Source organism: Anaerococcus provencensis (genome assembly GCF_000312365.2).
In the GTDB taxonomy this organism is placed as follows: domain Bacteria; phylum Bacillota; class Clostridia; order Tissierellales; family Peptoniphilaceae; genus Anaerococcus; species Anaerococcus provencensis.
This window is the reverse complement of sequence record NZ_HG003690.1, coordinates 28,050-44,267: the sequence shown is the minus strand read 5'-3', so window position 1 is coordinate 44,267 and position 16,218 is coordinate 28,050. Positions and strand designations below refer to the sequence as shown.

The following is a 16,218-nucleotide window of genomic DNA, read 5'->3' as shown; positions in this document are numbered from 1 at the left end:
GACCTCACGGGATAAGCCATCAATCTTTCCTTGTCTACCTGCCTAATCTACTTGCATGGTTTACGGTTGCCTTTTGGACTTCACGACTTTTGGTTCGCTTGTCCACCGTGCAAGCCTTAGTATTAGGTTTCTGTTCGTCAGGCTACAATTTTGCTATCCCTTCTTCTCGCCTGTACCTCACGGTACAAGCCTTGGGAATTGCTATGAGGTTCGCTGGCAACTACGCCCTTCGTGGACTTTCACCACAGATTGATGACATGCCCGTCATACCAAAAAATCCTATGATCTTTTTCTAAATCATAGGATTTTCTCGTTTATAATAATATTGCAAAAAGCAAGATCGGGCCTACTACTATTAGTAGGGCTGGGAAGAGTACTTTTATAGCGGCAAGGAACATTGCTAGTCTGTCGTATTTTTCTAGATTGTCGTCTTCTAGCAAGGATTCCTTTTGATAGATTTCTTCATTTGATTTGTCAGAAAACCTATCTATTGGCTTTCTCATAGAGCACTCATCTCTTCTAATTCTGATTCTTGTTTTGCTTTTGCTGCCTTGTTCTTTTCGTAAGCTTTTTGCTTTTCTTCTTCGCTTACTTCCATCAAGTGGCAAGCTACAAAGTGGCCATTGTCGTAATCTTTGAGCTCAGGCTCATAGGTCTTACATATGTCCATAGCGTACTCACATCTGGTGTGGAAACGGCAACCCTTTGGTGGGTGAACTGCTGATGGGATGTCCCCTTCTATGACTGCAAGTTCTTGGCCTTGGTCCACGTCAGTTCTTGGTATGGCTTGTAGTAAGGCTTGGGTGTATGGATGTAGAGGCTTGTCAAAGATTTGCTCTGTGCTTGCAAGTTCTACTAATACTCCAAGGTACATTACACCTATTCTATCAGAGATGTATTTTACTACTGATAGGTCGTGGGTGATGAATAGATATGTTAGATTATTTTGATCTTTTAGGTCTTGGAGTAGGTTTATAATTTGTGATTGGATTGATACGTCTAGGGCACTTACTGCCTCGTCACAAACTATAAAGCTTGGTTTTAGGGCAAGGGCTCTGGCTATACCAATTCTTTGTCTTTGCCCACCGGAGAATTGGTGAGGGTATCTGTGGAGGAAGTATGGTGCTAGTCCACATTTTTCCATGGTTTCTTGGATGTATTCGTTGTATCCAGCTTCTTTTCTGGATTTGAATAGTTCGTGTCCTAGTACGCCTTCACCGATGATGTTTCCTACAGTTATCTTTGTATCCAAGGATCCGTATGGGTCTTGGAAGATCATTTGTAGGTCTTTTCTCATCCTTCTCATTTCTTCTGAGTTTAGTTCAGATAAGTCTATACCACTATCTTTGAGGGCTTCTAATTCTTCGAATCCTTCTTTTGAGCTTAAGCTTTGTCTATATTCGTCGACAATATTTAATTTTTCGCCAACTTTTTTTGAAAGTTCTGCTCTTTTTGTGGTTAGTTCTTTGTATTTGTTGTCAGCTTCCAAAGCCTTGTGGTAAGAGTCCCAATCACGAGATCTCATTTTGAGTTTGTCTTCGAAGTCTTCTATGTCTGCTAGGACTACTGCTCTTTCTTTTAATGCTTTGTAGTAGTCTTCTAGGAGGCTTGATACCTTTGATAGGTCATCACTTGCTAGTAAACCACCAGCAATTCTTACCATATTGGTGTATTTTTCTTCGATTTCGTGACGTTTTAACATAGCACGTTCGTTTATTTCTGCACGCGCTTGGTCAGTACTTGCGCCTTCTAGTTCAGTGTATATAGCATCCAATTCCTCTTTTGCTTTGGCATAGTTTGGATATTGGCCTGGTATATTTTTGATCATTTTGCCCATATATTCTGGAGCAATATCTTCTATTGTTTTGCCATAATATAGGGTGGTTCCTTCAGTTTGTTCGTAGATTTGTAAAAGAGTTCTACCAAATGTAGATTTACCACAACCAGATTCTCCAACTAGGCCTAGGGTTTCACCTTCGTAGATATCTATTGTGATAGATTCGTTGGCATGGACATAGTCTCTTGGTCCCTTATCAAATATAGATTTCTTTTTTAAAGGGAAATATTTTTTAAGGTTTCTTATCTTGAATAAGACCTTTTTATCGTTAGTTGTTCCCATTTTCCCTTTCCTTTCTATTTGGATAATGGCATCTGATTCTTTGATTCTCATTTACAGAAACAAGTTCAGGCATTTGATTGATACATTTTTCTGTAGCAAATTTACATCTGTCGGCAAATTTACATCCCTTTGGTAGGTTTAGTGGGTGTGGTACTGAACCTGGTATAATGTCCAATCTCTCATTCTTATCACTTGTTATAGATGGTATAGAGTTTAGTAGGGCTACTGTATATGGGTGGTTGTAGTCTGTAATATCTCTTTTGAAGATAAATTCTACTGGAGATTGTTCTACTATTTGTCCAGAATACATAACCGCTACTTCATCTGCCATTTGATTGATAACCCCAAGGTCGTGAGTGATAAATAGGATAGAAGTGTTAAGTCTATGCTTTAGGTCATTCATTAGCCTTAGGATTTGAGCTTGAATTGTTACGTCTAGAGCTGTTGTAGGCTCGTCGGCTATTAGTAGCTTTGGTTCACAGGCTAAGGCCATAGCAATCATAACCCTTTGGTTCATGCCACCTGATAGTTCAAATGGATATTGTTTTGCAACAATATGTGGGTTAGGAATCTTAACAGATGCAAGAAGCTCCTCACATCTTTTGGCTGCTTCAGCCTTTGACATATGTCTGTGAAGAATCAAAACTTCTGAGATTTGCTTTTCAACAGTAAATACTGGGTTTAGTGAGCTCATTGGCTCTTGGAAAATCATGGAGATTTCATTTCCCCTGATTTCTTCCATTTGTTTTGTGCTATATTTTGTTAAATCTTCGCCTTTGTATAAGATTTCTCCCTCATAGATCTTTTGGTTAGGTTCAAACAGCCTTAGGATAGACATGGCTGTTTGGCTTTTTCCAGAACCAGACTCACCTACAAGTCCAAGGGTTTTTCCTTCATCGATAGTAAATGAAACTCCATTTACAGCTTTGATTAGGCCTTTTCTTGTGGAGAAATATGTGTGAAGCTTATTTATTTCTAGTAATCTCATCTTTACCTCTATCTCTCATTTGCTCTTGGGTCTATAGCATCACGCATAGCATCACCTATAAGGTTTACAGAGAAAGATGCTAAGAATACTGCAAGTACTGGGAATATCCATCTCCACCAGTAGATGTTTAGTACATCAGAGCTTTGTGCTGCTGTCAACATATTACCCCATGATGGAGTAGGTTCTTGTACACCAAAACCTAAGAATGATAAACCAGATTCTGTTAGTAAGTTACCAGCATATCCTAGTGTTGCGTTTACTATAACGATTGAAAGGATATTTGGTAAAATATGTTTCATCATAATTGACCAGTTCTTAACACCAAGGGCACGAGCTGCAGTAATGTAATCACGTTCACGTTCTGCAAGGATTTGTCCACGTACTAGACGGGCAAGTCCTGTCCAACCTAACAAACCTAGAAGAACCATTACCATGGTGATTCTTTGAGTTTGGCTAGCTCCTGGTGGCAATAGTGCTGATAGGGATATAAGCATTGGATAAAATGGGAATGATGCAATAATTTCTGACATTCTCATCAAGATATTGTCCACACGTCCTCCGGCAAAACCTGAAATCATACCTATAAGTACACCAAGAACTACTTGAAGTACTGTAGAGATTAAGGCGATAATCATAGTCATACGACCACCGTGGATTAGTCTTGTGAAGATATCACGACCTTGGTCATCAGAACCAAATCTAAATCCATTAAGTCCCCAAGTTTTGATCTTGCCTTCCTTGTCAACTGCGTATTGGTTAAAGTAGGATGCGTATATTTGATCAAATTCACCATCTGGTGCATTTAGTTCACCGTAGTTATCTAAACCCCAAGTATAGATCTTGCCGTTTTCATCAAGGGCAGTAAAGGTAGAATCTCCACCTTGGATATCTACTATTGGAGCTTCAAATTCTGGAACATTATTGCCAGAAATACCAGCTCTAGATGGTCCCCAAACATATAGTTTTCCTTTGTCATCAAGGGCCGCAGCTGAGCTTGATGTTAGGGCAACTTTTTTGACAAAAACTGAGCCATCAGTCAATTCTTTTGGCATAGCTGTTTGGTTTTCTGCACCCATTACACCTATAAGTTGAACTGTTCCATCTGTCTTTGCAACAATCATATTGATTGGTGAAGTATCAAAGTCTTCGACTTGGCCTTGAACTGTTGATGGAATCATGTTCAAACGGCTGGCCATAGTTGAACCCCAAACTACAAGGTTTTTCTTTTTGGTAACTATAGCTGAATATTGAACACCAGCACCAATTTTTTCTATACCTTCTTCTTTGATTTGAGCTTCTTGCATTGGCGGAATCTTTGTTTGATCAAAGGAGTTGTTACCCCAACCATAAAGCTCATCATCTTCTGTAGCTACAAGGATATGTCTATCACCAGCTGCCACATCTTTGATTTCTTTGCCAGCAAGGCCTTCTTTTACTTTATCAGGTATGGATGTAATATTGTCTTCGTTGTTTGATCCCCAAACATAAACATTGTTTTCGTTTGTAAGGCCAACAGCAAAGGTATTACCCATTGATATCTTCTTTGTACCTTCTTTTTCCATTTCACCAGGGAAATTCATATATGCCCCACCTGGAGCAACGTTAGTAAGGTTACCTTGTGAATAGTATTGGTTAAAAGGTAGGACTCTAGAGCCTATAAATATAACTAGTATTATAGCTATAAACATTATAAGTCCAATAACACCAAGTGGGTTTCTAAAGTAGTTTCTTAGTGCTACTTGACCTGGTGAAAGGATGGCTTCTTCTTTTAGGTCCTTATTTTCTGTGGAAGGATCTCCACTTGTACCTATATTTGAATTTGGTCCGTTGAGATTTTCTCTCATCTCTGGATCAAGTCTATTATCTTCTACTTTTTTAGTTTCGTTTTCATCTAAACCATCTGCAAATGTAAAGCCTCTAAGGAAATATGACTTTAAAAACTTCTTATATGATTTTAATGATTTGTTAAATGTCTTGTTCATATTACCCCTCTTAAGCGTCTAGTTTAACCCTTGGATCAACTAGCGCATAGGCTACGTCCATTATCAAGTTTCCTAAGAGTGTAAGTACTGCATAAAACATTGATAGGGCTAATATAATATTGTAGTCTTGGGCCATAACTGCAGAAATAAGTTCGTTACCAATTCCTCTATATGAGAAGATCCTCTCAGTAATAGCAGAACCAGAGAACATACCTAATACTGCCCATGTTAGGGCTGTAACAACTGGAATAAGCGCATTTCTAAAGGCATGTGAATAGATAACAGTCTTTTCCTTAAGACCCTTAGATCTTGCTGTTCTAATATAATCTTGGTTTAGGGCATCAAGCATTGAGTTTCTAACATACCTAGAAAGCCCTGCAAGAGAACCTATAGTAAGCGTAAGTGTTGGTAAGAACAAATATCTCACCCATTCACCAAATTCGTTGGTCCTTGGCATACCATTAGCTGGGAACCATTTAAGTTTAAATGCAAAAATATAAATTGCAATAAGTCCTATGAAGAATACTGGAATAGACAAACCAACCAGTGTTAAAGTCTGGAAGGTCCTATCAAAGACCCCTCCCCTATGGGTGGCCGACCTTATACCTATCAGTACCGATAGTATAAAGGAAATAATAGTAGAACCAATATTAAGATATATTGTATTTTTTAGTGGTTCTTTTAAATATTCTTTCACATCACGTCTAACTCTAATTGACTCACCAAAGTCACCTTTAAGGGTTCTGCCTAACCATCTAACGTATTGCTCTGGATAGGACTTATTTAGTCCATAACGTTCAGAAAGTGTCTCATAAAGCTGTTCTTCTTGTGCCTTAGTCATACGAGTTCCTTGTGGCATCATGGCCTTGATAGGATCCCCAGGCATAGCTTTTGAGAAAGTAAATAGCAATATAGATATGATTATTGCAACTGGTATCATGTTTAAAATTCTCTTTACTATATAACGGAGCATAATTTCCCTTCCTATTTTATTATATAATTGATTTTTTTATATTTACTAAATCGTTATCAATTGAATAATTTCTATGTATTTATTTAGTAAAAATCAAATAGGTTAAAAACCCCAAAATAACATTTTTTATAAGTTATATATTAATATATTGGCCCAACTTTGTCAAATATTATTAATATAATAATAAGAAATAATTATCATTTTTATGTATAATTATTTATTTATCCTCATTTTGAATATCTATATATTTATGCAAATAAACTAATAAATCTACCAAATTATACATTATCATTAACTAAAAAAGCTCACCTAGGTGAGCCCTTTTAGTTTTAAGAGATTTTCGATAACTATTTAGCTATTGTAATTGCGTTAACTTGATCTGCAAATTGCCATGTTGGCGTATTGATATCAAATCCTTCAACTCTGTTTGTGTAACCTGTGTGGAATAGGTTAGAGTATAGAGGAATTTCTGGTAGGTAGTCATTGTACCAAAGTTGGAATTTCATCCATTCGTCTAGGAATGCTTCCTTATCATCTGGAGCGATTCTACGTAGTTTTTCTGTGATTTCATCAACTTTTGGATCATTTGTTCTTGTCTTGTTATCACTACCCTTTGAGTTGTATTGATACCATGGGTCAAATATTGGTGCAAAGTTGGTACCCATGTTAAATGCTGTATATTCTGCATCTTCTGCTGGAGATACGTAATATTGCAATAATGTTGCAAAGTTACCAGCTGTTACGTTATATTCCATACCAACTTGTTTAGCGTTGTTTGGAAGTTGGTTAGAGATTAGTGTTGTAATTGGAGATTCATCAGAACCATATTGGTTTACAACTAGTCTATTACCATTTTCATCGTATCTAAAATAATCAAAATTATCAGCATTTGAAGCGAATTCTTCGTCAGCTTTTGCCTTATCCCATGGAGTTTTTCCATCTGCTTCAAATGTAAATGGTGTCTTGTCAAGTAATTCGTTAGCTGTATCAAGGTTTAATTGATAGTTGATCATATTAGGATCACTTTCTAGGTCAGCTCCTCTTTCCTTGTACATCCATTGGCTTTGGCCGTACATACCGTTTGTTACTACACCGTAACCACCAGCATATGATTGTACGAATGAGTTTCTGTCCATTAAGTGAGCGATAGCTTGACGAACTTCTTTGTATTGTGTGCATCCTCTATCTGTTAAGAATGTAAGGTTACCATAACCAGATCTTTCAAATTCGTTGAATTTGATCTTGCCAGCGTCAGCTGCAGCTCTCATTTGGTCAATCTTACCACCGTCTGCTTCTGCTTCCCAAATATCTATATCGCCATTTTCTAGTAAGTCTACAGCTATATTTGAGTTTACTGTTTGTACTATGATATGTGGAACTGTTGCCTTGTCACCCTTAGCATTTCCTGCATAGTTAGGGTTTAGAGATAGTTTAACCATGTTGTTTTTGAATTCATCAAACATATATGGTCCAGCTGTAACTGTTGGGTTAACCCTATATTCATTGTAGATGTTAAGCATAGCTTGTTCGATTAATTGCAAGCTTGGGTCAACATCGCCATTCATCTTGTCTTCAAGGATTTTTACTTCTTCATCATGAGCTGCTTTTTCTTCTTCGTAAGCTGCCTTATCATCTTCAGAAGCATCTGCTCCTGGTTCTTCTACGTTTTCTTCAAAGTCTGCGTTTAGATTGTCGATTTGTTTTTGAAGGTCGTCTTTATATTTTTGGATTTCTTCTTCGCTTGGTTCATATCCATCTTTTGCAACAAGTTTTGTACCATCTTCGTTAAGAACTAGGTTTTCACTTACTGCATGAAGCGGGAATGGGTCAGCTGAAGCTAGAGCTGCTTCTTCAAAATATGGTAAGAATTCGCTATCAATAGTAAATTCGAATGTGTAGTCATCGATTTTCTTTAGACCTTCAAAGAAGTCAACATCGTTACCGTCTGCATCTTTACCAGTGTGGTAAGCTTCGTAGCCTTTTAGTGAGTCAGCACACCTATTGATGTAGATCCTGTTACAGGTATATATGATGGGTGAGTAAAGATTAAGTTACCATATAGGTAGTTATCTGCTGTAATTGGCTCACCATCAGACCATTTTAGGTCCTCTTTGATCTTATATTGATATGTTTTTGAACCATCTTCGTTTTCAGTAACTTTTGGTTCTCCATCAAGAACGGTCGGGTTATTTACCCATTGACCATTTTCATCTTGGACTACAGTAGCGTAACCAGAGTTACCTTCGATACCAAGTAATTTTCTTACAACAACGTCGTTAGTGTTGTTAGTCCAACCAACTAAGAAGTCACCGTTCATGTCAGCAAGACCAAGTACTAGAGTGTCATCAGCAGTTTGAGCTTCAAAGTTTTCTACTTCTTCGCTTGCTTCAGCATCTTCCTCAGTATTTTCGTCTTCATTATCAGTTGTTTCTTCTGCATTATCTTCGCTAGCATCATCTGTTGTTTCTTCAGCGTTATCTTCTGCTGCAGTATCTTCAGTTGTTGCTTGCTCAGCTTTATCATTTTCAGTATTTGCTGAATCAGTGTTTCCTCCACAAGCTGCTAGAGTTGCTGCCAAGCCTAGTGCCATTAGGGAAGAAAATACTTTTTTAATTTTCACGAGTATACCCTCCATTAATTTTATGTTAAGTAAATTTTAATCTATATTTCAATTTTTGTCAATAGAAAAAAGCTGTTATTATTTATCTTGTTGCATACTTATACATTATAACGGTTGGTTTTTCAGGCTTTAAGTATCACTCTCAAATAATTATGAATAAAACTTTATTCTAATAATGTAGTAAACGTAGGCGTTCCAGCACTTAGCTAAAGTGATTGTTATGTTTTTCGCTTTAGTCCGATATATTTCATTTATACATTTTTATCTTATATATACGAAAATAAATTTTTGCTTTTTTTGAAAATTTCTGCTAAAAGTTTGTTATTATAATCACTTACAGAAAAAATTACTATAAATGAGTCAATTATGATATTTACTAATTAGATTTTTCTTTTTTAAAAATATAATAAAAAACTATAAAAGGTGATATTATAAAAATCACTGGTAAGATTAATTTTGAAAATATGAAATAATCAATCTCATCTAATTTTCCCCCCATATTTTTCACAGCTTGAGGGAAAGCTATAACTGAAATAGCTAAAAAAACTGTCAGTATTAAAAATGGCATTTGCCTTGGATCTTTGTTTAAGCCTCCCTCCATTATCCCAAAGTAATATAGTAAATAGAAAATAAGCCCAATAGCCGCATATAAGAAATCCCAAAAAATATTTGATATAGGGGGCTTATTATCTTCGCCATCATTTTTGAAGTATGCCATATCAACTCCAAATATTTCAGATAATTTAACAAGATTATCCATGGAAGGCTCGGAAAGTCCTTTTTCCCACTTTGATACGGCTTGCCTTGATATATTTAATTCCTTAGCCAAGTATTCTTGAGTAAGATTTAATCCTTTTCTTTTTTCTTTAATTTTTTCTCCAATCATAAGACCTCCTTTTTCTATTGTAGGGACGTTTTTGATAAAAAGCTAGCAACTATAGGGCAACTTGGGTGTTTTTACTGGTATTTCCTGATTTTTTGTTTTTATTTTTGGGATTTTATTTATGTTACCATAAAAAAGACCTCCTCAAGTTAGTTTTACTTCTAACTTTTGGAGATCAGTTTATTTCTCATCAACTATTAAGTAGTGAGGAAATATTTCTTTATTCTATTGTTTTGCTACTTGATATTATTCTCCGAGTGTTATGGCATTGATTTGGTCGTTTAGGTGCCATACTGGACTCATGATATCAAATCCCTTTACTCTGTTTGAGTATCCTGTGTGGTAGATATTTGAGTATAGTGGGATTTCTGGTAGGTAGTCATTGTACCAAATTTGGAATTCTACCCATTTGTCTAGGAAGCCTTCTACATCAGATGGATCTGTTTTTCTCAAATCTTCTGTGATTCTGTCAGCTTCTGGGTCATTTGTTCTTGTCTTGTTAAATGGACCTTCTTGTGAGTAATATAGCCATGGGTCAAATGGCACACCAAAGTCTGATCCCATGTTAAATGCTGTATAGTCTGGGTCTTCTTTTGGATAGTTGTATAGCTCTATTAGAGTTGAGAAGGAACCAGATGTTACATTGTATTCCATACCAGCTTGGGCTGCATTTATTGGTAGTTGGTTGGAGATAAGGGTTGTGATTGGTGATTGGTCTGAACCGTATTGGTTTACTACCAATCTCTTGCCATTTTCATCGTATCTATAGTAATCAAATCCTTCTAGGTCTCCCTTGAAGTTTTCTTCTAGTTTTGCCTTATCCCATGGTGTTTTTCCGTCTTTTTCGTATTTGTATGGAGTTTGGTCTAATAGTTCATTAGCCTTGTCTATATTTAGAGTATAGTTAATCATTTCGCCTTCAACATCAGCTCCACGTTCCTTATACATCCATTGGCTTTGGCCGTACATACCATTAGTTACAACACCGTATCCACCTGCATAGGATGCAACGAATTCGTTTCTATCCATTAGGTAAGCTATAGCTTGGCGAACTTCTTTGTATTGGGTTGGTCCCCTATCTGTTAGGAATGTGATATTACCATAACCATTTCTTTCAAAAGATCCTATTTGAATTTTGCCTTCATCGGCAGCCTTTCTCATTTGGTCGATTTTTCCACCTTTATTTTCATCTTCCCAAACGTCTATATCTCCATTTTCTAGTAGGTCTACAGCTATATTGTCGTTTATTACTTGGAGGATGATATTTGGAATTGTCGCCTTATCTCCTCTGAAGTTGCCAGGATAATTTTCATTTAGGCTAAGTTTTGTCATATTGTTTTTAAATGATTCGAACTTATATGGCCCTGGTGTAACTTCTGGCTTAAATCTATATTCTTCTGTTTCAAAGATAGCAGCCTTGTCGATTAGTAGGCGAGTTGGGTCTATGTCGCCTTCTTTGCTTGCTTCAAGTTCGGCTATTTTTTCATCACGATCTTTGAGGTCTTGGTCGTATTCTTCCTTTTCCTCGCTGCCATCTTCTGGCACTTCTGGATAATTTTCGTCAAATTCTTCATTTAGTTTGCCAATTCTTGTATCTACTGATTGGATAAACTCTTCTTTATCAGATTCTGTTACTTCATAGCCATCTTTCACTTCTAATCTCTTACCATTTTCAGCTACTTGAAGGTTTGGTGCAATGTAGTGAAGTGGTCTAGCTCCCTCATTTGATAGGGATTGAACGTCAAAGTATGGTAGTTCTTTTGCATCTATAGTCACACTAAAGCTATAATCATCTATTTTTTCTAGACCTTCTAGTTCATCTGCTTGGTTATTGTGGAAGGCCTCATAACCTACTAGTCCATCGTCACCTATTTGTAGTGAACCAGTCATGGAAATGTAGTTGTAATCAGATTGTAAAAGTGTCAAAAATAAGAAGTCATCAGCTGTAAGTGGCTCTCCGTCTGACCATTTAACATCATCTTTTAGCTTAAATGTTACTGTCATTGAACCATCGTCATTGTTTACACTTGTTGGTTCTTCAGCTAAAACTGCCTTGTTCCATTGCCATTGTCCGTTTTCATCTTGGACATAGGTTGAAAAACCATTGTTGCCCTCTATACCTAGAAGTCTACGAGTTTTAACGTCATTGGCATCATTACCGAATCCTTGGATGAAATCACCATTCATTGATCCAACACCAACTACTAGGGTGTCGTTTGATGTTTGGCTTTCAAAGTTATCCAAATCTTCTTTGGCATCTTGGTCAAGGTCATTTTCTTCTTGGCTATCAGTTGATTCATCTGTACTTTCCTTGCTTGTTTGTACATCTTCGCTTGGGTTGACAGAGTCAGTGTCTGATCCTCCACAGGAAGCAAGGGTTAGAGAAAGGCCTAGGGCCATTACAGATGAAAATACTTTTTTTATTTTCATTATTATATCTCCCTTAAATTGTTTTCCTACGACTTATAGTATACGATAAATATAAATATTATCAATTTTTGTAAATTTATGAATATAAATGAATATTTATCTTCAATCTTTTACATAAGTAAAGCTTTACAAAAAAATACACCCTAAGAATTACTCCTAGAGTGTATTGATATGATTATATTATTTCTTATTAAGATAGGTATTTGCAGAGCTTCCACCTACAAGTCTAAAGTATTTTACTGGAAGTCCTCTAGAATCGCCCATGTAGCCCTTACGAGGTGTTATTGCTACACCGTTTTTACTGTAGGACATATGAATGATTGTATCATCTGTTGGGTTTAGGATAAATCCAGTGTGGCCTGCTGCTCCTGCAGATCCACCTGGCGTACCTGCTACGAAGATGTCACCATACCTGATGTCAGATTCTTCTACTTCATACATTACCTTACCCTTAGCTCCCATTTGGAATAAGGTTTCGGTATTGCCTACCCATGCGTTCTTATCTAGGAATCCACCATATATTAGTGACCTATATACGGCTGATGAGCAGTCTGCTTGGCTGGCTGAATTTCTACCTGCACCCATATTGTATGTTAGCTTGTTAGCTCTGGCATTGAACATCCATTCCATAACTTTATCAACAGATTTTTCGCCTGGTATGTTGTTGTCTTCTTTTGTAGCCACACCATTTTCATCTACCTTGTATACTACACCTTGTTGTGTAATTGTCTTGTTAGCTGTTAGACCATTTGATGTGAAATAGTAGTATTTGTCATCTATCTTCCACACGCCTTCTTTTACATATCCGTTTTCGTTAGTGTGGTATTTTTTACCATTGTATGTTACCCATGAATTCTTAGGATTTTTAACTAGGCCGTTCTTGTCTATATTATAGTATTTTCCACCAGCAATTATAGAAGTATTTTGGAATAATACGCCTTGGTCGTCAAATACGTATGTATTTTTTCCCTCGTTAAATAGACCCGTTATTATAGAGCCGTTTTTATTTGTTCTATATGTCTTGCCACCAAGGTTGAACCAATAATTCTTTCTATTGGTTGCTATACCATTTCCATCCACTGTGTAGAATCTTGATTCTGTTAGAACTTTTTTATTTGTTTTTAAAACTCCATAATTGTCAAAGTAATATGTTTTATCGGCGATTTTAGCTATACCCTTTAATAATTTTCCATTATTGTCGTTATAGTATTTTTTATTGTTAATTGTCACCCATTTATTTCTTGGTGCAATCATTTCGCCTTCGCTTCCAATATCATAATGAGATTCATTTGTTACTAGAAGTCTGTTTAATTGTAAGATACCGTCATTGTTAAAATAGTATTTTTTGTTTTTGATTTCTTTGATACCTCTTACAATATGACCTGTCTCATCTGAATAATATAGGTTTGCTCCCATTACTGTCCAGTAAGCCTTTGGATTTGTAGCATTACCCTTGCTATCGATATTGTAGAATCTATCATTAACTATGACTTGTGCATTTGTAACTAACTTATTGTTTTCGTAATATTTTGTTGTATTCTTTTCCTCAACTATAACACCTGTTGCCTTTGGAGCATAGTAAACTTTTTGATCAATATTTGTTTCTTCTGTAATAGTTTGATCTTCAGTATTTTGATTATCAGTAGCTTTATTATCAAGGGATTGACTATTTTCGCTTGTTTTAGCATCAACATCGTCAATCATTGTTAAAATTTCGTCAAGATTTGTATCGTCGTAGTAAACTAGGTCATTTCTTTCTTCTTTTTCTTCTGATTCATCGTTGATTTCATCAGTTAATTCTTCTTGCCTAGTTTCAGCTTCTTCATTTTCTTCTTTTTCGATACTTGTATTTTCTTCTTTTTCTTTTAATTCTAGCTCTGGCTCTAGCTCTTTATTTTCTGAGATAGCTTCATTTTCATCAAGGCTTTGGCTACTTAGAGTGATATCTTCATTGCTATCTTCATAGCTATCTACTTGATCTTGGCTGATTGGTTGTACTTGATCATTTAAGCTAGCATCAGAACTTTCCTCAGTGCTTAGTTCAACATTCAGATCGTATCCTTCATCAGCATATGCATTTTCAGAAAGAGTTACAGCTTGAGATACAAATAATGTTGAGGCAAGCAATAATGTTTTATTAATTTTCTTCATATTTTATTACCTCACTTTTATTACAATATAATTACAATAAGTCTATTTTTTTAGTTTACAGACCTATTATAAACCATTTAGAATCTAATTGCAACAAAAAAGTTACAAATATTTGCGTAATTTATATTTTTTACCCAAAAAAATTAAAAAATAATTACAAATATGTATTTAACTACAAAAAAATAAAGAAACGTGATAGAATTATAATAACTTAAGGAGGCCATATGACTTACAAAAAAATACTAGCAAGCCTTGCGTTAATAGCTGCTTTAAGTGCTTGTAACAATAAAGAAGCAAAAAATGTCCAAAATGTAGCAAATGATGAAGAAATATCTCAAGCTCTCGAGGATAATAATACAGAATCTACAGCAGAAGATAAAAAAGGTGAAGAAAAAACTGTCACAGAAAAAGAAGTTGACACAATCGACTATGATAAGTGGAGAGATATGATAGTCGAATTTGGTGAATTTGACCAAGACTTTGCCGATGAGCTTTCTGATGAGGAAATTGATACAGTAGTAGAAAAAGCAAAAGAACTATCAGAAGAAACTGGCTACTGGGATCAAAAAGACTTTGTATTCCAAGAATTAGCAAATGAAAACCCATACCAATCTAGCAAATTCCCTCTAGATTCTATAGCAGCCAAATACAACCAAGAAGCTGCTGTAGAAGGAGAGCTTACAGATAGGTTCAACTACGAGAGAACTTTGATGGGAACTTGGGGCTATCCAGCAGATAAGGTTTGGGCAACAGATGATTATTACATCCAAGAAGCTCTAAAGATTGCCTATATGGAAAATGAAGAATTATACTTTGACGATTATATAAAAAGAGCTGCGGACATCTTATTTTTAAACAAACTTTCACCAGAAGAAGAAAGCGATGAAAGTACCGACTCAGAAGAAGATACTTCTGACACTTCAAAAGAGGAAGACGAAAAACCTAAGAAACCAACTATGAGAAGATTTGGCTCAAGCCAAACAGACTACGATGCCATAAAAGCAGCAATGGTCCAATATTACGAATTTAGTCCTTCTATAGTAAATCAAATGACAAACGACGATATAGACAAGGCCTACACCCGTGCCATGGATAGGCTAGAAGAAACAGGATTTGGCGATATAGGACTAATATTTGACGAACTAGGCAAGATGTACCCAGGTGCATCAACCATGTATCCAGGTGAATAAAAATTAGGGGCTAAAAGCCCCTTTTAAATTACAAATTTTCTATTGCTATAAAATAATCTTGTTTTGCATTGAAGATTCTAATTCACCACTAGAATTTACTTCATACATCATTGGCCTTACTTTTTATTTAGGTCATTTAAATTTCATATTAAGTTCACGAAATACATCCTCTGCCGATCTATAATTCCCATTTTCTATATCTCTATAACCTTTTGATAATTCTTCAAGTAAGTCTTCCTCACTCATATCCTCTACAACAGGTAATTTAGGTCTAGTAAGCTTTACTTCCATAGAAATCCCATTCTTCTCAACTATTTGCCTGTAGTACATATTGATAGCAGTAGAAACAGGTATGCCTAGCTTTGCCAAAATTTCCTCAGCTTGTTTCTTAATTTCTGGTTCAATTCTTACATTTATAGTATCAGTTTTGCTCATAAACTCATCTCCTTATAAAGATCATATTATATGTAATGCAATTTGCAATACATTTTTTATAGGATGTATAATAGTATATATTTAATTTGTAGTAGAATGAAAGTAAGGAGATTAAAAATGAATAAAAAAACAATGGTTTCTATAACAGAAGCCAATCAAAATTTTTCCAAAGTAGCAAGATTAGTTGATGAAAAAGGCTCTGCAGTTATTTTAAAAAATAATGCACCTAAATATATAATGGTTCCTTATGAAGAAGTCGAAGAAGAATATATATCTGAAGATGAACTAAAGAAAATTTCAGATAAATTTTTAGAAAAAAATAAAAAAGCCTATAAAAAGTTGGCTGAATAATTAGATTTTTTAAAGAAGATATAATATTTCTAGGCGAGCAACTCACTAACAAAATAGCGGAGATAAGTCTATAAGAGTTCTATTATTTTTTATCTG

Annotated in this window: 14 protein-coding genes; 3 read left to right on the top strand and 11 right to left on the bottom strand. The window is 35.6% G+C overall.

What is annotated here, in order from left to right; translation table 11 throughout:
• Positions 1–296: hypothetical protein (locus tag BN38_RS11430; RefSeq protein ID WP_230197769.1), on the top strand; the 296-nt coding region annotated here is incomplete at its 5' end.
• Between the two features lie 18 nt (positions 297–314).
• On the opposite strand, the gene BN38_RS08990 is transcribed toward BN38_RS11430, so the two are convergent.
• From BN38_RS08990 to BN38_RS10805, 10 genes are all read right to left on the bottom strand, one after another.
• The gene (locus tag BN38_RS08990; RefSeq protein ID WP_044567094.1) at positions 315–503 is read right to left on the bottom strand and encodes a hypothetical protein; all 189 of its coding nucleotides are present in this window, start codon (positions 501–503) and stop codon (positions 315–317) included.
• Positions 500–2,119, bottom strand: a complete 1,620-nt coding sequence (locus tag BN38_RS08985; RefSeq protein WP_044567090.1) for an oligopeptide/dipeptide ABC transporter ATP-binding protein — start codon at positions 2,117–2,119, stop codon at positions 500–502. The genes BN38_RS08990 and BN38_RS08985 overlap by 4 nt, the downstream gene beginning before the upstream one ends.
• Positions 2,106–3,107: an ABC transporter ATP-binding protein gene (locus BN38_RS08980; protein WP_044567088.1), complete on the bottom strand. Its 1,002-nt coding sequence runs from the start codon at positions 3,105–3,107 to the stop codon at positions 2,106–2,108. The genes BN38_RS08985 and BN38_RS08980 overlap by 14 nt, the downstream gene beginning before the upstream one ends.
• Before the next feature lie 8 nt (positions 3,108–3,115).
• Complete coding sequence (locus BN38_RS08975) at positions 3,116–5,089, bottom strand: ABC transporter permease subunit (RefSeq protein ID WP_044567086.1); 1,974 nt, start codon at positions 5,087–5,089, stop codon at positions 3,116–3,118.
• A gap of 10 nt (positions 5,090–5,099) precedes the next feature.
• The gene (locus BN38_RS08970) at positions 5,100–6,062 is read right to left on the bottom strand and encodes an ABC transporter permease (RefSeq protein ID WP_044567083.1); all 963 of its coding nucleotides are present in this window, start codon (positions 6,060–6,062) and stop codon (positions 5,100–5,102) included.
• Between the two features lie 347 nt (positions 6,063–6,409).
• Positions 6,410–7,759, bottom strand: coding sequence for an ABC transporter substrate-binding protein (locus BN38_RS11600; RefSeq protein WP_326544537.1), 1,350 nt, complete (start codon positions 7,757–7,759; stop codon positions 6,410–6,412).
• 284 nt (positions 7,760–8,043) lie between these two features.
• Positions 8,044–8,682, bottom strand: a complete 639-nt coding sequence (locus BN38_RS11595; protein WP_326544535.1) for a hypothetical protein — start codon at positions 8,680–8,682, stop codon at positions 8,044–8,046.
• A gap of 376 nt (positions 8,683–9,058) precedes the next feature.
• Complete coding sequence (locus BN38_RS08960; protein ID WP_044567081.1) at positions 9,059–9,568, bottom strand: helix-turn-helix domain-containing protein; 510 nt, start codon at positions 9,566–9,568, stop codon at positions 9,059–9,061.
• A gap of 243 nt (positions 9,569–9,811) precedes the next feature.
• The gene (locus tag BN38_RS08955; protein ID WP_044567078.1) at positions 9,812–11,995 is read right to left on the bottom strand and encodes an ABC transporter substrate-binding protein; all 2,184 of its coding nucleotides are present in this window, start codon (positions 11,993–11,995) and stop codon (positions 9,812–9,814) included.
• A 180-nt stretch (positions 11,996–12,175) separates the two neighbouring features.
• Positions 12,176–14,146, bottom strand: a complete 1,971-nt coding sequence (locus tag BN38_RS10805) for a peptidoglycan amidohydrolase family protein (protein ID WP_049944488.1) — start codon at positions 14,144–14,146, stop codon at positions 12,176–12,178.
• A 224-nt stretch (positions 14,147–14,370) separates the two neighbouring features.
• Here BN38_RS10805 and BN38_RS08945 point away from each other — a divergent pair, with 224 nt between their 5' ends.
• On the top strand, positions 14,371–15,336 hold the full coding sequence (locus BN38_RS08945; RefSeq protein ID WP_044567076.1) for a hypothetical protein: 966 nt from the start codon (positions 14,371–14,373) through the stop codon (positions 15,334–15,336).
• 132 nt (positions 15,337–15,468) lie between these two features.
• On the opposite strand, the gene BN38_RS08940 is transcribed toward BN38_RS08945, so the two are convergent.
• On the bottom strand, positions 15,469–15,771 hold the full coding sequence (locus tag BN38_RS08940; RefSeq protein ID WP_044567073.1) for a type II toxin-antitoxin system RelB/DinJ family antitoxin: 303 nt from the start codon (positions 15,769–15,771) through the stop codon (positions 15,469–15,471).
• 117 nt (positions 15,772–15,888) lie between these two features.
• Here BN38_RS08940 and BN38_RS08935 point away from each other — a divergent pair, with 117 nt between their 5' ends.
• A complete protein-coding gene (locus tag BN38_RS08935; RefSeq protein WP_230197768.1) occupies positions 15,889–16,122 on the top strand; it encodes a type II toxin-antitoxin system Phd/YefM family antitoxin in 234 nt (77 codons plus the stop codon).
• Positions 16,123–16,218: the final 96 nt, after the last annotated feature.